We start from the raw sequence: 20,877 nt of genomic DNA on the forward strand, positions 1-20,877 counted from the left end.
GAAGGGTCGATGCGTCGATTCACAAATGTCGACGCCTCGCGCGACTTGAAAGGGGGCACACATCGGCCGTTCGGGATATGGATCGGGCGGGCGGCATGAGGAAGAATGGATCGCTCCCTCAATGCAGACAGGTCGTGACGACATGGCAAGCACATCCGCAACAGCATCAAGCGCAATCCCCGGCTCGCATGCCTCGACGTTGACATATGCTGGCATATGTCTAGAATGGGCGCATCGTACTCCCATGGAGTGGCTCATGCGCACCGTATCCATTTTCAAGAACGCCAGGAACCAGGCAATCCGCATCCCGAAGGACATGGAATTCGAGGGTGTGACGGAACTCGAGATCCGTCGCGAGGGCGACACGCTGCTGCTGCGTCCGGTGCGGCCGACATGGCTGTCGTTGGCGAGTGAACCGCTGGCCGATGCCGACTTCCTCGTCGAGCGCCCGGCTGTCATCGAAGCCGGTCGTTTCGACCTGTCCGGCACGGATGGCGACGCACAAACGGAGTCGGGCCGGTGACAACGCTCTACATGCTCGATACGAACATCTGTTCGTTCATCATGCGCGAGCGGCCGCCCGCGGTGCTGTCCCGGCTGCAGTCGTGCGTCAACGCGCAGCACCGGATCGTCGTGTCGGCGATTACCTATGCCGAAATGCGATTCGGCGCGGTCGGCAGAAAGGCATCGCCGAAGCATGCGGAACTCGTGACGGCGTTTGTCGCGCGGCTGGACGGCGTGCTGTCGTGGGATACCGCGGCGGTCGATGCAGCGGCTGCGATTCGTGTCGACCTTGCCACACGCGGGACACCGATCGGCGCGAACGATGCATCGATCGCCGGTCATGCGATCGCGGCCGGTGCCGTGCTCGTCACGAACAATGGTCGCGAATTCAGCCGCGTCGCGGGGTTGTCGCTCGAAGACTGGGCGGCCTCGGCCTAGGGCCGTGAATGTGCGATGGCGTTGCGGTCGCGCGGCCGCACGTCACGTCCGGGGAACGGGCGAATCGGTGAGAAAGGCGTCGCGGAATGCGTCGAGATACCGGTCGGCGTCATCGCTGAATTCGCCCGGCAGCAGCGCGAACGCGCGTGCCTGCAGATCCTGTCCGAGCGTCGCGTAGATCGCTGCGTCGGATAACAGCGCGCGGATCGCATCGTGCGTTTGCGGCGAAGCAATCCGCCTTGCATCGCGCGCCAGCAGCGCGGCCGCCGCCAGCTCAGGCTGGAAACCGTGCCGCTCGAGCAGGTCGGGCGCGACGTCCCAGATCCGCTCGCGATTACCCGCGTCGTGAAAATGCGTGAGCAGGAACAGCAGGTCGTACGCGTCGCTGTTCTGGCGTGCGCGCCGATCCTTCCATGCGAGCAATTTCAACAGCGCAAGGGCCGGCAGGCTCGCCACCGGCACCTCGATGCCGGCCGCGATCGACACGACCAGCGCCGTATCGACCGCCTCCTGAAAGCCCAGCACGTTCAGCACGAAATCGCCGCCCGGTGGCCACGCGATTTCGCCGGGTGGCGCCTCGAGCGGCCCGAACGGCACGAGATCGAGCTCCGTGCGAAAGCCCTGCGTCCCGCTGTCGAACAGCAGTTTCTGCTGATGCTTCGGCGCGCGTGCGAATTGCTTCGTCGCGACGAGCGCATCGACGAGCCGTTCGTGAAACGGCCAGCTCACCGCGCACACCGCGACGTCGACGTCCCGCGTCGCACGCACCGGCCGGATGCCGTGGACATGCCACATCAGGATGTCGCGCGCGGTCGCGCCGGCGACGACGAATGCCGCGTCGAGCTGCGCGCAAGCCGCACGGACCGCCTGCAGCAACGCGACCGCCGCCGGCTCGAGCGGCCGGCGCGCGTCGACTTCAAGCGGGCGGGTGGGCGAGGTATCGGTCATGGATGTGTTCGGCGGCGGCAAGATTGCGGCTGTCTCCGGACGAGACGAGATCCGCGTAGATCAGCAGCGGCGGCACGAGCGGCATGTCCTGCTCGCGCCAGTCGAGCGCCGGCGACGGCGGCCAGAATGCTTCGAGCAGCTCGACGTCGCCGCGCTCGTCCGGGCGCAGGCGCGCCTGGAGCAGCAGGCGGTTCGACACGGCGCCGTGCGTATAGACGGTGACCGCGGCCGGCTTCAGGTCGTGCGTCAGCAGGTCGGCCGCAGGTTCGCCGCCGAGCCGCGCGTCGAATGCCGCGAAATCGAAACCGTGCCACCAGTCGGGCGCGAGCGCGGCAAACCGCCGGCTCGGCAATTTCGCGCGCAGGCGGCTCGGGTACAGTGCGACCCATTCCTGCACGAAGCGCGGCCAGTCGGTAAACGCGCGTTCGCCGTTGCGCCGCTGCGCGATGAGGCCGCGGGTGATCAGATCGTCCATTGCGAGATTGACCGTGCCGAGCGCGACGCCCGACGCGGCGGCGATCGCCCGGAGCGGTTGCGTGACGAGGCTCGGCTGCGTCGCGAGCGCGAACATCACGGCGAGCCCCTTGGGCGTCGTCGCGCGCGATGCCTGCCGGCGTGGCGTGCGTGCAGGTTTCGGCCGGCCGGAGATCATCACCGTCGCCTCCGGCTGGATCAGGCACGCGTTGCCGGCGGTATCGATAAACGGGATGTCGTGCTCGATCAGGCGGGCGGCCAGTTCGGCCGATAAATACGGCGCGACCAGCATCAGCGGCCGCTCGGCGGACGCTGGAGGAGCGCGGCGGCGCAACGCGGCGAGCGCGCCTTGCAGCGATTCGACGCCGACGCTCACAACCGCCGGCATCTCGAATGTTTGCCCGGCAATGCCGAAGCGGATCATCGCGTCGGCATGCGCGTTGTATGTGGCCGGCACGCGCACGGACCGTGCGTTGAAGCGCCGGGTCGCGCGTTCGAACGCGGCACAGGCTTCGTCGAGCACATGCTGTTCCGTTATCGGCAGGGTGGCATGCTGGGGCATCGGGGCGGATCGCTTGTTCACTTTTTCACGAGTGTATGCAAAAAATGTACATCCGTCAAAAAATGAACAAAGACGCTCAACCAGTTGATATGACGGAATTATTCCGGAATGACGAACGGCGATCAACGCGCACTCCAACCTGAAAAATCGAGACGGAACACGTAGTCTCGCTAATCCCGCTCGCGGGCGGCAGTCGCCCGCATGACCGTTTTCTTCCGCCGTGCGATTCGTCGTGCGCCCCGACGATTGGCAGGCAACCTCAGGTTGTCGCCGTGACGACTTTCTGTCTTTTCGGTTGCCGTTCAACCGACTATCCTTGCCTGCACATTCCCCACGGAACCCAGGAGACGACACCGTGACGCACAGCGTGATCCCCGCAGGCCTCGCCGACGAAATGATCGAGATCCGGCACCGCATTCATGCCCACCCCGAGCTGGGTTTCGAGGAATTCGCGACGAGCGACCTCGTCGCCGGGCAGTTGCAGGCGTGGGGCTATACGGTGCATCGCGGGCTCGGCGGCACGGGGGTCGTCGCGCAGCTGAAGGTCGGCAACGGTACGCAGCGCCTCGGCCTGCGCGCCGACATGGACGCGCTGCCGATCCACGAATCGACCGGCCTGCCGTACCAGAGCACGATCCCCGGCAAGATGCACGCGTGCGGCCACGACGGCCACACGGCGATGCTGCTCGCGGCCGCGAAGCACCTGGCGCGCGAGCGCCGCTTTTCCGGCACGCTGAACCTGATTTTCCAGCCGGCCGAGGAAGGGCTCGGCGGCGCGAAGAAAATGCTCGACGACGGGCTGTTCGAGCAGTTTCCGTGCGACGCGATCTTCGCGATGCACAACATGCCGGGTTTCCCGACGGGCAAGTTCGGCTTCCTGCCGGGGCCGTTCATGGCGTCGTCGGATACCGTGATCGTCGACGTGCAGGGGCGCGGCGGCCACGGCGCGGTGCCGCATCGGGCGATCGACCCGGTCGTCGTGTGCGCGCAGATTGTCGTCGCGCTGCAGACGATCGTGTCGCGCAACGTGTCGCCGCTCGACATGGCGATCGTCACGGTGGGCGCGATCCACGCGGGCGAGGCGCCGAACGTGATTCCCGACCGCGCGCAGATGCGCCTGTCCGTGCGCGCGCTGAAGCCGGAGGTGCGCGACCTGCTCGAGACGCGCATCAAGGAAGTCGTTCATGCGCAGGCGGCCGTATTCGGCGCGACCGCGACGATCGACTACCAGCGCCGCTACCCGGTGCTCGTCAACGACGCGGAGATGACCGCGTTCGCACGCGGCGTCGCGCGCGAGTGGGTCGGCGAGGCGAACCTCATCGACGGGATGGTGCCGCTCACCGGCAGCGAGGATTTCGCGTTCCTGCTCGAGAAGCGGCCGGGCTGCTACCTGATCATCGGCAACGGCGACGGGGAGGGCGGCTGCATGGTGCACAACCCCGGTTACGACTTCAACGACGCGGCATTGCCGACCGGCGCATCTTACTGGGTCAAGCTGGCCGAGACGTTCCTGGTGTGACGCCGCGGCGCATCGATGCGGGCACCGCCGCCCGTTGCATACCGGCGCGGCCGTGAAACCGCGCGCGCGGGATGCGCGCCAATTTGACGCTCCTTGACATCGACGACACGGTGCGCGTGCTACGCTGCGCGCGACGCCGGATCGGCTCGATGAATACAGGTGTGGACGACATGCGAAAACAGTTTCTGACCGTGCTGACGGCTTGCGCGGTCGGCGTTCTGGCGGCCGGGTGCGACGACCAGAAGGTGGCTGACGCGGTGAATGCGATCAAGCCCGATCCGATGGCGTTCGGCAATCTGCAGCCGGGCGTCTCGACGACCGAGGACGTGCTGCGCCAGGCTGGCAAGCCCGAGATGGTCAGGCAGGGCGAGGACGGCTCGCAGCGGTTCGAGTATCCGCGCGGCCCGTACGGCACGAGCACGTACATGCTCGATTTCGGGCCGGACGGCCGGCTCGTGTCGATCACTCAGGCACTGACGGCGGCGAACATCGCGAAGGTCGTGCCGGGGATGTCGAAGGACGACGTGCGGCAACTGCTCGGCAAGCCGACCGAGGTCGCGCAATACGCGTTGAGTCATGAAGAAGTGTGGAGCTGGCACTGGGCCGAGGGCGGCGTATCGGGCGACGCGATGTTCAATGCGCATTTCTCGCCCGACGGCACCGTGATCCGGACTTCGCGCTCGGAAGCGCCGGGCCGCGAAACGCACTGACATCGCGGCTGCGCGGCATCCGACGGTTTTTCGTCAGAATGCCGTGCCGCCGAACAGCGCGGCCGCCATTTCCGGATTCGACGGCCAGTACATGTGCATGTACGTCGCGACGATCGGGCCCGCGCGATAAACGGCTTCGCCGCTGCCGGGCGCGCCGTCGGGCCGCGCAGCGGTCGCCACCGGTGCCAGCGGCGTAGCGAGCCGCGAATAATGAAACGTATGACCGTGCATCGGCCCGGTGCGCGTGTCCAGCTGCTGCATTCCGAGCGCCGCGAACCGGCGCTGCATCGTCGCATGACCCGACAGCAGGCCGAGCATCGGCGTCGTCGAGCCGTCCGCATCGGTCAGCGATTCGCACAGATACACCATCCCGCCGCATTCCGCGACGATCGGCCGGCTGGCCGCCGCGTGCGCGCGAATCGTCCGCGCGGTCACGGCATTCGCCGCGAGCGTCGCCGCATGCAGTTCCGGATAGCCGCCCGGCAGGAACAGCGCATCGCAATCGGCGGGCACGGGTTCGTCGGCGAGCGGCGAAAAGAACCGAAGCTGCGCACCGAGCGCATCGAGCAGCGCCAGATTCGCCGGGTAGATGAACGAGAACGCCGCATCGCGCGCGATCGCGATCCGCTTGCCGGCGAGTGCACGCGGCAGCGGAGCGCGGACGTCCGGTGCCGCGAACGAAACCGCGGGCGGCAATTCGGCGAGCGCCGTCTGCGCGAGCACGTCGGCCACGCGCTCGAGCCGCGCATCGAGGTCGTCGATGTCGGCCGGCTGGTGCAGGCCGAGATGGCGCTCCGGCAGCGCGATGCCCGCATCGGCCGGCACGTGCCCGAGCCAGCGCAAGTCGTCGGGCAACGCCTGCCGCAGCAGTTCCGCATGCCGCGGCGACCCGACGCGGTTTGCCAGCACGCCGTGAAACGGCACCTCGGGGCGGAACCGCGCGAGCCCGAACGCGATCGCCGCGAACGTCTGCGCCATCGACTTCGCGGCAATCACCGCGACGACCGGCACGCCGAACGCGACCGCGAGATCGGCGCTGCTCGGCGTGCCGTCGAACAACCCCATTACACCTTCGATCAGGATCAGGTCCGCGTCGCGTGCGGCATCCGCGAGCAGCGCACGGCAGCCGGCTTCCCCGACCATGCCGAGGTCGAGCGCATGCACGGGGGCGCCGCTCGCGCGTTCGAGCAACATCGGATCGAGAAAATCAGGCCCGGTCTTGAACACGCGCACGCGCCGGCCGAGCCGCCGGTGCAACCGCGCGAGGCCGGCCGTCACCGACGTCTTGCCCTGGCCGGACGCGGGCGCGCTGACGAACAGCGCGGGGCAGGCCGGCATCGCTCAGAACTCCACGCCGGGCTGCGCCTTCACGCCTTGCTCCTTGTACGGATGCTTGACGAGCCGCATTTCGGTGACGAGGTCGGCCGCATCGATCAGTGCATCCGGCGCATGTCGGCCAGTGACGACGACGTGCACCGCATCCGGCCGCCCGACGAGCGTCGCGAGCACTTCGTCGAGCGGCAGATATTCGTACTTCAGCACGGTGTTCAACTCGTCGAGGATCACCATCCGGTACTCACCGCTTTCGATCATCCGGCGTGCCTCGTCCCAGCCTTTGCGCGCGGTCGCGATGTCGGCGTCGCGGTTCTGCGTGTTCCACGTGTAGCCGTCGCCCATCGTCACGAAGTCGCATTGCGCGACCGCGCCGAGGAAGTCGCGCTCGGACGTGTGCAGCGCGCCCTTGATGAACTGCACGACGCCGAGCCGCATGCCGTGGCCGAGCACGCGCACGGCCATGCCGAACGCGGCCGTGCTCTTGCCCTTGCCGTTGCCGGTGTTGACGATCAGCAGGCCCTTTTCCTGGGTGGCGGCGGCCTGCTTTTTTTCATGGCCGGCGCGGCGGCGTTCGGTCATCCGCTGATGGGATTCGGCATCGGTCTTCATCGGGAATCGTCCTGTCGAAAGCGAAACAAAGGGTTCAGAGCGGGCCGGCGAGCGCGACCGTCACGCCGCCCAGGATGGATTTGGGGCCGAGCAGCCGGCCCCGCGGCGCCGCGAGCCGAGCGCACGGCTCGGCCACGCCCGCGACGCCGAAACGCGCGAGCGCGGCAGCCGACGGGCCGCTCAATGCCGGTTCGGGGCACTGCGCGAGCTGCGCCGCGTCGAACGCGACGAGCGGCCAGCCGCGGCGGGCGCACAGCGTGCGTAGCGGCCGGGCACGCGCCTTGTCAGCAAGCGTCGCGACGATGGCCGGCTCGGCATCCGGGTAGTGCGCCAGCGCCGCGCGGATCGCGGCATCGAGTTGCGCGGCCGTCACGTCCGCGCGAAAACCGACGCCGAGCGCGACGCGCATCATGCACGGCCGCCGAGCGCCGCGCGCACTGCCGGATCGTCGGCGAGCGCCGCGACGCGGCCGATCACGACGATCGCGGGCGAACCGATACCGGTCGCGTCCACGCGTTCGACGACGGTGTCGAGCGCAGCGAGCACGTGCCGCTGCCCGTCACGCGTCGCGTTCTCGATGGCCGCGCACGGCATGTCGCCGGGCATGCCGCCGTCGCGCAGCGCGGCCACGATCGCGTCGAGCCGGCGTATGCCCATGTAGATCACGATCGTCATCCGCGTCGCGGCCAGCGCGCGCCAGTCGGGCTCGTCGGCACCCGCGCCGTGGCCCGTGACGAAGATCACGCCCTGCGCATCGCCACGATGCGTGACCGGAATGCCGAGCGCGGCCGGGGCCGCGATACCGGCCGTGATGCCGTGTACGACCTCGACCGGGAAACCCGCCGCGCCGAGCGCGAGCAGCTCCTCGCCGCCGCGGCCGAACACGAACGGATCGCCGCCCTTGAGCCGCGCGACGCTGCGGCCTGCGCGCAGATGCGCGAGCATCGCAGCGACGATCGCTTCCTGCGGTGTCGACGCATGGCCGCCGCGCTTGCCGACGTGCTCGATGCGTGCGTCCGCGCGCGCATGGCGCAATACGTCGGGGTTCACGAGGTCGTCGACGAGCAGCACATCGGCCGCGGCGATCGCTCGCACGGCCTTCAGCGTCAGCAGATCGGCGTCGCCGGGGCCGGCGCCGACGAGCCAGGCGCGGCTCATCGGACGCGGCACGGCGCACACCGTGTCGTGGCAGTGGAAAGGGGACGGCGAGCGGCGCATCGGCGGCCGGCGGACAGGCAAGGCATGATGGATCGGGCGAAGCCCGCGCGAACGCGGGCGGGAAGCGCACCCCATCCGTCCCCCGCGGATCGGGCGTTCGGCGAGCAGCGGGCTCGCCCCTTGCGTCGGCCGGTATCCGGGCTGGCCGCTTGCCAGACCGCAGCCTTCCCGCCCGTTGAAGGGCAGTGGCATCGCGGGCGGCCTGGGCGCGTGCGGGGGGAACCGCGGCGCGCGGGCGGCGTACCGTTGCGGGGACAGCACAGGCCGGGCGGGCTTCCGCCTCCTGTTTCCCGTTTAACTGCGTGCGCGGAAATGCGCATGCGAGCACCGAACGCGGCGCATACGATAGCACAGCGGTCGGCCCGCGCGAACCCGCCCCGCGGGCGCCGCGAGCGCCCCCGGCACGATGCCGCGGCCGTGCCGAACGCGCCGCGGCGGCCCGTTCCGCCTTGACGCTCCCCGCACCGCCACCTACACTCGCACGCGTTTTGGTGCTCGCGTGCGCTCCTCCGGCGCGCGCAGTTAAACGGGAAACAGGGAGCCTGGCTGCACCGCAGTCGAGCCAACCTGTGCTGCCCCCGCAACGGTAAGCGAACGCATCGCGCCCAGCGCGATGCAGCGCCGCTTCGCCGCATGCCTGCCGCATGCGGACGACAGCCACTGGATGCCGCGCATCCGGGAAGGCGAAGCGGCGTGTTCGTCAGCCCGGATACCGGCCAGAACGTGGGGTTCAGCGCCGCGGGGAGGCGGCGCATCGTCCACGGCCGCAGCACGCCCGACGCCCGAACGTTGCCCGCTTCCTCCGCCGAACCGTCAGCCGCAGCACGCGCGCGGCCCGGGGCGAGGAACGGCCAGCGGCGCAGGCGGGGCCGACGACGGCCGTGTTGGCATTCACCATGTCGACCGTTCGCAAAGGAGCATCATGCTCGACTCGTTCTTCCGCCTGTTCAACGACAGCCCATCCGGGCTGCGCGGCAAAATCGTCGCGATCTATTCATTGCTCGTCGCATTCAACGTCGGCGCGTGGATCTGGGCCTTCGTCGCGTTTCGCGACCAGCCCGTGCTGCTCGGTACCGCGCTGCTCGCCTACGTGTTCGGCCTCCGCCACGCGGTCGACGCCGACCACATCGCCGCGATCGACAACGTTACGCGCAAGCTGATGCAGGAGGGTCGCAGCCCGCTCGGCGCGGGCCTGTTCTTCTCGCTCGGCCATTCGACGGTGGTGATCGTGATGTCGGTTGTGGTCGCGCTGACCGCGGCGTCGCTCGCGCGCTTCGAGAGCATGAAGACCTGGGGCGGCGTGATCAGCACGAGCGTGTCGGCGTTCTTCCTGCTGGTGCTCGCGGCCGCCAACCTGCTGATCCTGATCTCCGTCTACCGGACGTTTCGCGCGGCCCGCCGCGGCGAGACGATCGTCGACGCCGACCTCGACATGCTGATGAACCAGCGCGGCGTGCTGGCCCGTCTGTTCCGGCCGTTGTTCCGCCTCGTGTCGCGCAGCTGGCACCTGTATCCGGTCGGCTTCCTGTTCGGCTTCGGCTTCGATACCGCGACCGAAATCGCGCTGTTCGGCATTTCGGCCACGCAGGTGCAGGGCGGTCTGTCGTTCTGGTCGGTGATGGTGCTGCCGGTGCTGTTCACCGCGGGCATGACGCTCGTCGACACGACGGACGGCATCCTGATGATGGGCGCATACCGCTGGGCGTACGTGCGGCCGATCCGCAAGATCTACTACAACATGACGATCACGTTCGTGTCGGTGCTGGTCGCCGCGCTGATCGGTGGCATCGAGGTGCTCGCGCTGCTCGCGGATAAACTGTCGCTGCAAGGACCCGTCTGGGATTTCTCCACGATGGTCGCATCGCATTTCGGGATGCTCGGCTACGTCGTGATCGGCCTGTTCCTCGCGTGCTGGATCGTGTCGGCCGCGATCTATCGCCTCAAACGCTACGACGAGATCGACGTGACGCTCTCGGCCTGACACCCTTTTCGACACAGGACCCACCATGACCTTACGCAAGCTTCCCGTCACGATCGTCACGGGCTTTCTCGGCAGCGGCAAGACCACGCTGATGCGCCACATCCTGCAGCACGCCGAAGGCCGCCGCATCGCGGTGATCGTCAACGAATTCGGCGAGCTCGGCATCGACGGCGAAATCCTCAAGGGCTGCGGCATCGGCTGCGAGGACGCAGACGGCGTGCAGGGCGAAGCGTCGGGCCAGCTGTACGAACTCGCGAACGGCTGCCTGTGCTGTACCGTGCAGGAGGAGTTCTATCCGGTGATGGAAGCGCTCGTCGAGCGCCGTGCCGACATCGATCACGTGTTGATCGAGACGTCGGGCCTCGCGCTGCCGAAGCCGCTCGTGCAGGCCTTCAACTGGCCGACGATCCGCAACAGCTTCACGGTCGACGCGGTCGTGACCGTCGTCGACGGTCCGGCTGCCGCGAGCGGCCAGTTCGCCGAGAACCCGCAGGCCGTCGACGCGCAGCGCCGCGCCGATCCGAACCTCGACCACGAATCGCCGCTGCACGAACTGTTCGCCGACCAGCTGTCGTCCGCCGATCTCGTGATCGTGAACAAGGCCGATCTCGTCGCCGACGCGCAGTTTGCCGAGGTCGAAGCCGCGATCCGCGAGGAAATCCCGCCGCAGGTGAAGATCGTGCGCGCGACGCGTGGCGAACTGGACGTCGCGGTGCTGCTCGGGCTCGAATCGGCGTCGGAGGAAACGATTCACCTGCGGCACGACCATCACGGCTCGGCCGACGACGGCGATCACGACCACCATCACGACGATTTCGATTCGGTGGTGGTGTCGGGCGATGCGGGCACGCGCGAAGCGACGATCGCCGCGCTGCAGCGTGTCGTCGAGACGCACACGATCTACCGCGCGAAAGGGTTCGCCGCGCTGCCCGATGCGCCGATGCGGCTCGTGATCCAGGGTGTCGGCCGACGCTTCGACAGCTACTTCGACCGTCGCTGGCAGGACGGCGAAACGCGTGCGAGCCGCTTCGTGCTGATCGGCGAGGATCTCGACGCGGCCGCGCTGCAGCGCGCGTTCGACGCCGCGTGCGCGGCCGACCTGCAACAGGCGTAACGCGCGATGCATCTGCTGCGCACCACGCCGGGCGGCTTCGTCGACGATACGCAGGGCGTCGTCCGGATCGACCAGCAGCCGGCCGACATCGTGATCCTGAGCTCGGCCGACACGACGCTGTCGCTGCTGGCCAGCGTCGTGCCGAAACTGCCTGCCGGCTTTCCGAGCGTGCGGCTTGCGAACGTCACGTTCCTGCGGCAGCCGGCGTCGATCGATTTCTATGTCGACGACGTGCTGCGTCACGCGAAGACGGTCGTGATCGATCATCTGGGCGGCGAAGCATACTGGCCGTACGGGATCGAGCAGGCCGTGTCGCTCGCGTCGAAACGGAAGCAGCAGCTGGCGATGTTCTCGGGCGATCTGCAGGAAGACCCGAACCTCGTCGCGAAGAGCACGGTCGCCCCCGACCTGTGCCGGCGGTGGTGGCGCTATCTGCGCGAAGGCGGAAGGCACAACGCCGAGGCCTTGCTGCGCAGCATCGCGTTCCATACGCTCGGATTCGGCGACGAGCCCGAGCTGCCGCGCCCGCTGCCGGCCGCCGCGCTGTATCACCCGGCGCGCGACCCGGCGAGCGTCGACGACTGGCGGGCGCACTGGACGCCCGGCGCACCCGTCGTCGCGATCCTGTTCTATCGCGCGCACTGGCAGGCCGCGAACACCGCGGTGTTCGACGCGCTGGCCGATGCGCTCGTGCGCGAGGGGCTCAATCCGTTGCCGATCGCGGTCACATCATTGAAGGATGCGGTGAGTCGCGAGGTCATCACGCAGCTGTGCGACACGCACGATGTCGCGCTCGTGCTGAACACCACCGCTTTCGCGGCCGGCGCGATCGACAGCCCCGAGCCCGACGTGCTCGCCGGCGATGCACCGGTGCTGCAGGTGATCCTGTCCGGCGGAAACCGCGACGCGTGGGTGGCCGACAACCAGGGGCTGCATGCGCGCGACATCGCGATGCACATCGCGTTGCCCGAGGTCGACGGGCGCATCGTCACGCGCGCGGTGAGCTTCAAGGGGCTGGCATATCGTTGTCCGCACACCGAAGTCGACGTCGTGCGCTACCAGCCGGACGCCGAACGCATCGCGTTCGTCGCGGCGCTCGCGCGCGGCTGGTGCCGGCTGCGCACGCTCGACAATGCCGACAAGCGCATCGCGCTGATCCTCGCGAACTATCCGCAAAGCGAAGGGCGGATCGGCAACGGCGTCGGGCTCGACACGCCGGCGTCGGCACTGCATGTGCTGGCGGCGCTGCGCGATGCCGGCTATGCCGTGGCCGACCTGCCGGCCGATGGCGACGCGCTGATTGCGCGACTCACCGAAGGCGTCACCAACGACCCGGCCGTGCATGCGTTGCGCCCCGCATTCCAGAGCTTCGCGCTGGCCGATTACGTCGCGCGTTTCTCGCGTCTGCCGGCCGCCGTGCGCGACGCGCTGAACGCACGCTGGGGCCCGCCCGAAGCAGACCCGACGCTGCGGCAGGGGCGCTTCACGATTGCCGGCTGGCGCGCGGGCAACGTGTTCGTCGGCATCCAGCCGTCGCGCTCGCGCGGCGAGAACGACTATGCGAGCTACCACGATGCGGATCTCGTGCCGCCGCACGCGTATCTCGCGTTCTACTTCTGGCTGCGCGATGCGTTCGGCATCGACGCGGTCATCCACCTCGGCAAGCACGGCAACCTCGAATGGCTGCCGGGCAAGAGCGTCGCGCTGTCCGACGCGTGCTGGCCCGACCTGACGCTCGGGCCGCTGCCGCATCTGTATCCGTTCATCGTCAACGATCCGGGCGAGGGCAGCCAGGCGAAGCGCCGCGCGCAGGCCGTGATCATCGATCACCTGATGCCGCCGCTCACGCGCGCGGAAAACTACGGCCCGCTGCAGGATCTCGAACGGCAGGTCGACGAATACTACGAAGCGCTGATGGTCGACGCGCGCCGCGCGAAGCTGCTGCGCAAGACGATCCTCGCGACGATCGCCGAACACCGGCTGCACGACGAACTGAGCGTGTCGCCGCCGCGCGATGCGGGCGACGAGGATGCGCTGCTGACGCGCGTCGACGCGTGGCTGTGCGAATTGAAGGAAGCACAGATTCGCGACGGGCTGCACGTGTTCGGGGTGTCCCCCACCGACCGTCAGCGACGGGACACACTGCTCGCGCTCGCACGTTTTCCGGTCGGCGACGGCAAGGGCGAACGCGCGGGGCTGATCGGCGCGCTCGCACGTGATCTCGCGCTCGGCGACGATTTCGATCCGCTCGCGGCCGACTGGGCCGCACCGTGGACGGGCCCGCGGCCGGCCGTTCTGCAAGCGCTCGACGCGTCGCCGTGGCGCCATGCCGGCGACACCCGCGAGCGGCTCGAACGGCTCGCGCAGCATTGGCTCGACGGCCTGTGCGTGACTGTTTCCGGCGCGACCGGCGCCGATGCGGACCCAACGCCGCCCGGCGACTGGCCGCACACGCGCGCCGTGCTCGAACGCGTGCGCTCGACGCTGCTGCCCGCACTCGACGCATGCGGCGGCGAGGAACTGCGCCAGCTGCTGCGCGGGCTCGACGGCTGCTTCGTGCCGCCGGGGCCGAGCGGCTCGCCGTCGCGCGGCCGGCCCGACGTGCTGCCGACGGGCCGCAACTTCTATTCGGTCGATACGCGCGCGGTGCCGACGCAGGCCGCCTGGTCGCTCGGACTGAAATCCGCGCAGCAGCTGATCGAACGCCATCTGCAGGATCACGGCGACTATCCGCGCGCGATCGGGCTGTCGGTCTGGGGGACGGCCACGATGCGCACCGGCGGCGACGACATCGCGCAGGCGTTCGCGCTCCTCGGCGTGCGGCCGAAATGGGCGCATGGCAGCCATCGCGTGACCGACTTCGAGATCCTGCCGATCGAGATCTTCGACCGGCCGCGCATCGACGTGACGCTGCGCGTGTCGGGCTTCTTCCGCGACGCCTTCCCGAACCTGATGCACCTGTTCGACGCGGCCGTGCAGGCCGTTGCCGCGCTCGACGAGCCCGAGGCACTGAACCCGATCCGCGCGCGCGTCGAACGCGAACGCGCGAAATGGATCGAGCAGGGCGTGGCGCCGGACGAAGCGCGGCGTCGTGCCGGCTGGCGCGTGTTCGGCGCGCGGCCGGGCAGCTACGGCGCGGGCCTGCAGGACCTGATCGACCAGCGCCGCTGGCAGACCGACGCCGATCTCGCCGATGCGTACCGCCAGTGGGGCGGCCATGCGTACGCGCAGAACAGCGCCGGCGACGCCGCGCCCGACGTGTTCGGCGAACGGCTCGCGACGATCGACGTCGTCGTGCAGAACCAGGACAGCCGCGAACACGACATCCTCGATTCGAACGACTACTACCAGTTCCAGGGCGGGATGACGGCAGCCGTGCGGCACCTGTCGGGGCAGCAGCCGAGCATCTACCACGGCGACCATGCGAACCCGGTCGCGCCGAAGATGCGCACGTTGCGCGAGGAAATCGCGCGCGTGATCCGTTCGCGCGTCGTCAATCCGAAATGGCTCGACGGCGTGAAACGCCATGGCTACAAGGGCGCGGCCGAAATGGCCGCGACCGTCGACTACCTGTACGGCTACGACGCGACCGCGCGCGTGCTGTCGGACCACCAGTACGCGCTCGTCGCCGACGCGTACCTGTTCGACGGCGACACGCGCGCGTTCCTCGAACGGCACAACCCGAAGGCGCTGCACGGGATCTGCGAACGCTTCGTCGAAGCGATGCAGCGGGGGCTGTGGCAGCAGCCGGGCGACTATCGCGAGCGGATCGAAGCGGTCTGGCTCGACAGCGAACAATTTCAGGAAGGAGGACGGCGATGACCGATCCGACGACGCATCGCGCCCGCGCGGTATTCCCGTTCGCGGCGCTGGTCGCGCAGCAACCGCTGCAGCAGGCGCTGCTGCTCGCGGCGATCGACCCGTCGCTCGGCGGCGTGCTCGTCAGCGGGCCGCGCGGCACCGCGAAATCGACCGCCGCACGCGCGCTCGCCGAACTGCTGCCTGAAGGGGCATTCGTCACGCTGCCGCTGTCGGCGAGCGACGAACAGGTCACGGGCACGCTCGATCTCGCACATGCGCTCGCTGAAAACGGCGTGCGCTTCCGGCCGGGCCTGCTCGCGCGCGCGCATCGTGGCGTGCTGTACGTCGACGAGGTGAACCTGCTCGCCGACGGGCTCGTCGATACGCTGCTCGACGTCGCCGCGAGCGGCGTGAACGTGGTCGAGCGCGATGGCGTGTCGCATGCGCACGACGCGCGCTTCGTGCTGGTCGGCACGATGAATCCCGAAGAAGGCGAACTGCGCCCGCAACTGCTCGACCGCTTCGGGCTGATGGTCGAGCTCGAGAACTGCTTCGATGCCGCGCAGCGCGAGCGGATCGTGAAGGCGCGCCTCGCGTTCGATCTCGACCCGGAAGCGTTTCGTGCACGTCACGCGGCCGCGCAGCGCGAACTCGGCGACCGGATCCACGCGGCGCGGGCACGGTTGTCGGCGCTGGATTTCGACGATGCGGTTCATGCGCGCGTCAGCGCGCTGTGCATCGACGCGGCCGTCGACGGCCTGCGCGCCGACCTCGTGATGCTGCGCGCCGCGCGCGCGCTCGCGGCGCTGGAGCAGGCCGACGCGGTGACGGTGTCGCACGTCGAACGTGTGGCCGACGCGGTGCTGCGGCATCGGCGTCATGCGGGTACGCCGCCGTCGTCGGGCGCGACGCAGTCGAATGCAGAGACCGGCGGCAATCGCGACGACGATATGCCGCCGGATATGCACCGGCAGCCCGAGCCTCCACCAGGCGCGGCCCGAAATGACGCGACTGCGGCGCAAGGCGACTGGGGCTACCTGCCGCCCGAGCCGGTCGGACTGCGTGACGTGAAGAGCGTGGTGCCACTGCCGTTAAAAAAACGCTGAGCCATCGAGCCGACGCCGCCGCGAACGCCGTTCGCGGTCCTCGATGGCAACCAGGCGCTGCCGCGCGCGTGCCGGGCACGGTGCGTGCCGGCACGGCCGTTGCATGGCCGGCGACGCTCGCCGCGAAGCGCGGTGACCCGCTGCACGCCGACCATTTGCGTTTCCGCAAGCGGGCCGGCACACCGCGCGCACTCCATTGTTTCGTGCTCGACTGTTCTGCGTCGATGCTGTCGCACGATCGGCTCGCGCTCGCGAAAGGCCTGATCGTCGCGTACTTCGATCAGGCCGCGCGCGACCGCGTGGAAACCGCGCTGATCTGCTTCGGCGGCAACGGCGCCGCGAAGCGGTTCGGCCCGGCCGTGCCGCGCTGGTGGAATGCGCGCTGGCTCGAACCGGTGGACGGCGGCGGCGGCACGCCGCTTGCCGACGGCATCGCGGCCGCCGCGCAATTGCTCGCGGGCGTCGCACGGCGTACGCCGGACCGGCAGCGCTGGCTATGGGTACTGTCCGACGGCCGCACGCGCGAAACGCCGTCGAGACCGGCGGCCGCCGATCACGTCATGTTCGTCGACTTCGACGACGCGGCCGTGCGAATCGGGCAGGGCAGGCGGCTCGCCGATGCATGGGACGCGCAATGGATGACGGCCGCATCACTGTGCCCCGGGCCGGCCGGCTGATCGCATGGTCAGCCGTGCGTGGCGATCGCCGGCGCTGCGCTATGATCGCCTTTTCTCCCCACCGGAATGCCTGCCATGCAAGTACTCGTCGATGCCGACGCCTGTCCCGCCGTCATCAAGGACATGCTGTTTCGCGCCGCGCGTCGTGCCGAGATCTGCGTGACGCTGGTCGCGAACCAGTTCCTGCGCACGCCGCCGTCTCCGTTCATCAAGGCGCTGCAGGTGCCGGCCGGCTTCGACGTGGCCGATGCGCGGATCGTCGAACTCGCGGAAGCCGGCGATCTCGTCATCACCGCCGACATCCCGCTGGCAGCCGCCGTCCTCGACAAGGGCGCGCATGCGCTCGACCCGCGCGGCAACTGGTTCAGCCGCGAGAACATCGAGGAACGGCTGTCGACGCGCTCGATGATGGAACAGCTGCGCAGCGCGGGCATCGATACAGGCGGCCCGGCCCCGTTCAGCGTACGCGACGGCAAGACGTTCGCGTCGCAATTCGATCGGTTCCTGGCACGCCACGGCAAACCGTGACATACCAGGTGTCGATCGTGCGATACGTCACCGGTTTCGCGTCGAAGCGTCGGCTACGGCAGAATACGGAGTTGCCCCGACATTGATGTCGTGGCGCGAACGCCTCATCGGAGAGCATGGATGTCACCGACCCAACTTCTCGTTCCGACCTTCACCCAGATGCTGCGCGCGCAATCCGCGTGGCTCGACAAGGCCGCCGCGCACCGGCAGGCCGAGGGCAGCGCGCCCGATGCATTGCTGACGCTCAAGCTCGCGCCCGACATGTATCCGCTCGCCGCCCAGGTGAGGTTTTCGTGCTTCCAGGCAATGGAACCGGTCTATCGTCTGCGCGGCGAAGCGCTGCCGGACGCGCTGCTGGCGTTGCGGGAAGCCGGCTGGCATGCCGACGCGCAGCCCGGCACGCTGAGCGACGCGCAAGGGATCGTCGCCGGCACGATCGCATTCCTCGGCGAACTCGCGCCCGACGCACTCGATGGCGGAGCCGCGCGGCCGATCGCGCTCGAACTGCCGAACGGCATCGCGTTCGACATGACGGGCGAACAGTACGCGCGCGACTGGGCGCTGCCGCAGTTCTACTTTCACGCGATCGCCGCGTACGCGATCCTGCGCCATCACGGCGTCGAGCTCGGCAAGGCCGACTACGTGCCGCATATGCTGGCCTACGTGCGGCCCGGCACGATTCCGCAGGGTTGAACGGTTGAGCGGACAATCCGGCCGCCGTGCACCGGCATGACACGGGCCCTGTTCATCTGTAGCCGCAACCGGCTGCGCAGCCCCACGGCCGACGCGGTGTTCGCCGCGTGGCCGGGCGTCGAAACCGACTCCGCGGGCCTCGCGCCCGACGCGCAGACGCGCTTGTCCGCCGAGCAACTCGAATGGGCCGAGATCGTGTTCGTGATGGAGCGTGCACACAAGGCGAAGCTGTCCGCGCGATTCGGCATCCGGCTGAAGCACAAGAAGATCGTCTGCCTCGACATTCCCGACCGCTACGCGTACATGCAGCCCGAACTGGTCGCGCTGCTCGAGCGCAAGGCCGGTCCGATGCTGCGCACCTGAGCCGCGCGGGCCGGTTCAGCGCTCGCGGAGCCGCCCGTCCGCGAGCGCGGGAAAGCGGTCGAGGTGCAGCAGTTCGATGATCTTGCGGGTCGGCACGCTGGCGCGCAGCGTCTCGAGCTGTTCGACGTCGAACCACTTGCAGCGCGCAATCTCGTTGCTCGCGCGCGGCGTCAGGTGTTTCGGCACGTCGGCCACGAACACGTGATGGAGCTTCGTGAGGCCGCCGAACTGCACCGCATAGTCGAGCGCGAGCCCCTCCAGCCGCGTTTCCTCCGCCAGTTCCCGATGCGCGGCCTCCAGCGGCGTCTCGCCGCGCCGGATCGTGCCGCCCGGCAGCGACCAGCGCGCCGCGGTGCGGGCGACCAGCAGCACGCTGCTGCGCTGGCGGCACACGATCGTGGCGCGTTCCTTGATGCTGGCGACGGTATCCGGCCCGATATTCATGTTCGGCAAAACAGGTGCTGAATCGTGGAGGAAATGTAGGTCGACCGGCGTTGCCGGCCTGTCGCCCGATCGTCGGGCACGACGGCATGCAAGCCGCCGCGCCGATCATACCGGGCATTCGTGACAGTTCCGTGCGTTGTCGCGCGCAACGCGCATCGCATCACGCGTGCGTGTAGAGCCCCGTGCGTGCCGGCTTCCCGGACCGCCCACGACGCCGCTTGTGGATCGCACGCCGGTGCTGATGCGGTGGCGGCGTCACGTGCGGGCGCGTGGGCGCGGGCCGTGCCGTCGGCGCGGCGGCTCGCGGCTGTGATTGTCCCTCGCCAAAATGGAAGGTCTGGGTTTGCGCGCGGGCGACGCCCAGCGTCGACGCCAGCATGATGGCCGCGAGCAGCATGTGTTTCATGAAAGGTCCGCCTTTACTCAGTGAGCACCTTGCGCCAGCTTAACGAACCGCGGCCCGGCGCCGCAACCGGCCTGCGTTCGGTGTCGTCCCCACTTGCGGGCGGCCGCGTTCTTCACACGGCTGCCGGGCATATCCGGCTTGACAATAAAATTCCCGAGTGTGAATATAAATTCACATACAGGAATTATCGTTCGAGTCCGGGAACCCGTGCCGCCGCTGTCGGCACGACGGAACAGACGGTCCGATCAACCGGGAGCAGGAGCGAGACGCATGGCGGAGCTGGAGCAGCAGGGCGCGTTGGCGGGGTTGCGCATCATCGATCTGTCGCGGGTGCTGGGCGGCCCGTACGCGACGCAGATTCTCGCCGACCACGGCGCGGAGGTGATCAAGGTCGAACCGCCGTCGGGCGACGAGACCCGCACCTGGGGGCCGCCGTTCGACGGCGACACCGCGTCGTATTTCCTCGGCGTGAACCGCAACAAGCTCGGCATCGCGCTCGACCTGACGAAGCCGGAGGATCGCGAGCGGCTGCTCGGCCTGCTCGAGCACGCCGACGCGCTGGTCGAAAACTTCAAGATCGGCACGATGGAGCGCTGGGGCCTCGGCTTCGATACGCTGCACGCACGCTTTCCGCGTCTCGTCCATTGCCGCGTGTCGGGCTTCGGTGCGGACGGCCCGCTCGGCGGGCTGCCCGGCTACGACGCGGCCGTGCAGGCACTGGCCGGGCTGATGAGCGTGAACGGCGAGGCGGGCGGGGCGCCGCTGCGCGTCGGCGTGCCAATCGTCGATCTCGTCACCGGGCTGAACGCGGCGCTCGGCGTGCTGATGGCGCTTCGCGAACGCGATGCGAGCGGGCGCGGCCAATTCGTCGAATCGACGCTGTTCGACTGCGCGCTGTCGATCCTGCATCCGCATACGCCGAACTTCTTCCATTCGGGGCGGGCCCCGGTGCGCACCGGCAACGCGCATCCGAACATCACGCCTTACGACAGCTTTCCGACCGCGAGCGTCGACATCTTTCTCGCGGTCGGCAACAACGGGCAGTTCGCCGCGCTGTGCGACGTCCTCGGCACGCGCGAGTGGCCCGACGATCCGCGCTTCGTCGACAACCGCGCGCGCAGCGCGAACCGCGCCGCATTGCGCGCGCTGCTCGAAACGGCACTGGCCGAACACGACGGCGCGGCACTGGCCGAGCAGCTGATGCGCCGCGGCGTGCCGTGCGCGCCCGTGCTCGGGCTCGACGCGGCGCTCGACCATCCGCACGTCGCGCATCGCCAGATGAAGGTCGAACTGGGTCGGCATCGCGGCATCGCGTCGCCGATCAAGCTCGGCCGCACGCCGGCCACGTACCGGCGGCCGCCGCCCGCGCTGAACGAACACGCGGCGCAGGTGTTTGCCGACGACGCACGCGACGACAACGGCCCGCGTCGCAACTGACCCGCATCGC

At 68.9% G+C, this 20,877-nt stretch carries 21 protein-coding genes and 2 riboswitches; of the genes, 13 read left to right on the plus strand and 8 right to left on the minus strand.

Annotated features, from left to right (window positions below; all coding sequences use genetic code 11):
* Positions 1-256 precede the first annotated feature (256 nt).
* Positions 257-523 carry a type II toxin-antitoxin system VapB family antitoxin gene (gene vapB / locus ACT2FV_RS24970; RefSeq protein WP_059606948.1) on the plus strand — a complete coding sequence of 89 codons (267 nt, stop codon included), beginning with the start codon at positions 257-259 and terminating at the stop codon, positions 521-523.
* On the plus strand, positions 520-942 hold the full coding sequence (locus ACT2FV_RS24975) for a PIN domain-containing protein (RefSeq protein WP_444505015.1): 423 nt from the start codon (positions 520-522) through the stop codon (positions 940-942). Before vapB ends, ACT2FV_RS24975 begins: the two co-directional genes overlap by 4 nt.
* 42 nt (positions 943-984) lie before the next feature.
* Here the strand turns inward: ACT2FV_RS24975 and ACT2FV_RS24980 are convergent, their stop codons facing one another.
* Together ACT2FV_RS24980 and ACT2FV_RS24985 are read right to left on the minus strand one after the other, a co-directional pair.
* Positions 985-1,890, minus strand: a complete 906-nt coding sequence (locus ACT2FV_RS24980; protein WP_444505016.1) for a nucleotidyl transferase AbiEii/AbiGii toxin family protein — start codon at positions 1,888-1,890, stop codon at positions 985-987.
* Positions 1,859-2,926 carry a type IV toxin-antitoxin system AbiEi family antitoxin gene (locus tag ACT2FV_RS24985; RefSeq protein WP_444505017.1) on the minus strand — a complete coding sequence of 356 codons (1,068 nt, stop codon included), beginning with the start codon at positions 2,924-2,926 and terminating at the stop codon, positions 1,859-1,861. Before ACT2FV_RS24985 ends, ACT2FV_RS24980 begins: the two co-directional genes overlap by 32 nt.
* A gap of 355 nt (positions 2,927-3,281) precedes the next feature.
* Between ACT2FV_RS24985 and ACT2FV_RS24990 the strand changes: the two genes are divergently transcribed.
* Together ACT2FV_RS24990 and bamE are read left to right on the plus strand one after the other, a co-directional pair.
* Entirely contained in the window at positions 3,282-4,445 is a 1,164-nt protein-coding gene (locus ACT2FV_RS24990; RefSeq protein ID WP_174907859.1) for a M20 aminoacylase family protein, read from the plus strand.
* Between the two features lie 170 nt (positions 4,446-4,615).
* On the plus strand, positions 4,616-5,155 hold the full coding sequence (gene bamE, locus ACT2FV_RS24995; RefSeq protein WP_124626175.1) for an outer membrane protein assembly factor BamE domain-containing protein: 540 nt from the start codon (positions 4,616-4,618) through the stop codon (positions 5,153-5,155).
* 33 nt (positions 5,156-5,188) lie between these two features.
* On the opposite strand, the gene ACT2FV_RS25000 is transcribed toward bamE, so the two are convergent.
* Genes ACT2FV_RS25000 through cobA form a run of 4 tightly spaced genes read right to left on the minus strand, consistent with a single transcriptional unit; the run spans position 5,189 to position 8,317 of the window.
* A complete protein-coding gene (locus tag ACT2FV_RS25000; protein ID WP_444505018.1) occupies positions 5,189-6,493 on the minus strand; it encodes a cobyrinate a,c-diamide synthase in 1,305 nt (434 codons plus the stop codon).
* Between the two features lie 3 nt (positions 6,494-6,496).
* Positions 6,497-7,099, minus strand: a complete 603-nt coding sequence (gene cobO / locus ACT2FV_RS25005) for a cob(I)yrinic acid a,c-diamide adenosyltransferase (RefSeq protein WP_059606742.1) — start codon at positions 7,097-7,099, stop codon at positions 6,497-6,499.
* Between the two features lie 34 nt (positions 7,100-7,133).
* Complete coding sequence (locus ACT2FV_RS25010; protein WP_059606744.1) at positions 7,134-7,511, minus strand: cobalamin biosynthesis protein; 378 nt, start codon at positions 7,509-7,511, stop codon at positions 7,134-7,136.
* Positions 7,508-8,317: a uroporphyrinogen-III C-methyltransferase gene (cobA, locus tag ACT2FV_RS25015; protein ID WP_444505019.1), complete on the minus strand. Its 810-nt coding sequence runs from the start codon at positions 8,315-8,317 to the stop codon at positions 7,508-7,510. Before cobA ends, ACT2FV_RS25010 begins: the two co-directional genes overlap by 4 nt.
* A 110-nt stretch (positions 8,318-8,427) precedes the next feature.
* Positions 8,428-8,665, minus strand: a riboswitch (cobalamin riboswitch).
* A 124-nt stretch (positions 8,666-8,789) separates the two neighbouring features.
* Positions 8,790-9,052: riboswitch (cobalamin riboswitch) on the plus strand.
* Positions 9,053-9,239: 187 nt separating this feature from the next.
* Here cobA and ACT2FV_RS25020 point away from each other — a divergent pair.
* The 8 genes from ACT2FV_RS25020 (at position 9,240) to ACT2FV_RS25055 (ending at position 18,580) form a co-directional block, all read left to right on the plus strand.
* A complete protein-coding gene (locus ACT2FV_RS25020) occupies positions 9,240-10,298 on the plus strand; it encodes a HoxN/HupN/NixA family nickel/cobalt transporter (RefSeq protein ID WP_124626179.1) in 1,059 nt (352 codons plus the stop codon).
* 25 nt (positions 10,299-10,323) lie between these two features.
* The gene (gene cobW / locus ACT2FV_RS25025; protein WP_444505020.1) at positions 10,324-11,412 is read left to right on the plus strand and encodes a cobalamin biosynthesis protein CobW; all 1,089 of its coding nucleotides are present in this window, start codon (positions 10,324-10,326) and stop codon (positions 11,410-11,412) included.
* Positions 11,413-11,418: 6 nt separating this feature from the next.
* Complete coding sequence (gene cobN / locus ACT2FV_RS25030; RefSeq protein WP_444505021.1) at positions 11,419-15,234, plus strand: cobaltochelatase subunit CobN; 3,816 nt, start codon at positions 11,419-11,421, stop codon at positions 15,232-15,234.
* Positions 15,231-16,319 carry an ATP-binding protein gene (locus ACT2FV_RS25035; protein WP_444505022.1) on the plus strand — a complete coding sequence of 363 codons (1,089 nt, stop codon included), beginning with the start codon at positions 15,231-15,233 and terminating at the stop codon, positions 16,317-16,319. The genes cobN and ACT2FV_RS25035 overlap by 4 nt, the downstream gene beginning before the upstream one ends.
* Before the next feature lie 68 nt (positions 16,320-16,387).
* Entirely contained in the window at positions 16,388-16,996 is a 609-nt protein-coding gene (locus ACT2FV_RS25040) for a vWA domain-containing protein (protein ID WP_174907842.1), read from the plus strand.
* A gap of 75 nt (positions 16,997-17,071) precedes the next feature.
* Positions 17,072-17,524: a YaiI/YqxD family protein gene (locus ACT2FV_RS25045; RefSeq protein ID WP_151050735.1), complete on the plus strand. Its 453-nt coding sequence runs from the start codon at positions 17,072-17,074 to the stop codon at positions 17,522-17,524.
* A gap of 120 nt (positions 17,525-17,644) precedes the next feature.
* Entirely contained in the window at positions 17,645-18,217 is a 573-nt protein-coding gene (locus ACT2FV_RS25050) for a DUF1993 domain-containing protein (RefSeq protein ID WP_444505023.1), read from the plus strand.
* A gap of 36 nt (positions 18,218-18,253) precedes the next feature.
* Positions 18,254-18,580 (plus strand): low molecular weight protein tyrosine phosphatase family protein, encoded by a 327-nt coding sequence (locus tag ACT2FV_RS25055; protein ID WP_444505024.1) that lies wholly within the window; start codon positions 18,254-18,256, stop codon positions 18,578-18,580.
* A gap of 15 nt (positions 18,581-18,595) precedes the next feature.
* Here ACT2FV_RS25055 and ACT2FV_RS25060 read toward each other — a convergent pair whose 3' ends face one another.
* Together ACT2FV_RS25060 and ACT2FV_RS25065 are read right to left on the minus strand one after the other, a co-directional pair.
* Positions 18,596-19,024, minus strand: coding sequence for an NUDIX hydrolase (locus ACT2FV_RS25060; RefSeq protein ID WP_124626193.1), 429 nt, complete (start codon positions 19,022-19,024; stop codon positions 18,596-18,598).
* Between the two features lie 160 nt (positions 19,025-19,184).
* Positions 19,185-19,430: a hypothetical protein gene (locus ACT2FV_RS25065; RefSeq protein ID WP_059606767.1), complete on the minus strand. Its 246-nt coding sequence runs from the start codon at positions 19,428-19,430 to the stop codon at positions 19,185-19,187.
* Between the two features lie 270 nt (positions 19,431-19,700).
* Between ACT2FV_RS25065 and ACT2FV_RS25070 the strand changes: the two genes are divergently transcribed.
* Positions 19,701-20,867 (plus strand): CaiB/BaiF CoA transferase family protein, encoded by a 1,167-nt coding sequence (locus ACT2FV_RS25070; RefSeq protein WP_124626195.1) that lies wholly within the window; start codon positions 19,701-19,703, stop codon positions 20,865-20,867.
* The last annotated feature ends 10 nt before the right edge of the window (positions 20,868-20,877 follow it).

Origin of the sequence: Burkholderia sp. PR2 (assembly GCF_052372875.1) — a bacterium.
GTDB lineage: Bacteria > Pseudomonadota > Gammaproteobacteria > Burkholderiales > Burkholderiaceae > Burkholderia > Burkholderia diffusa.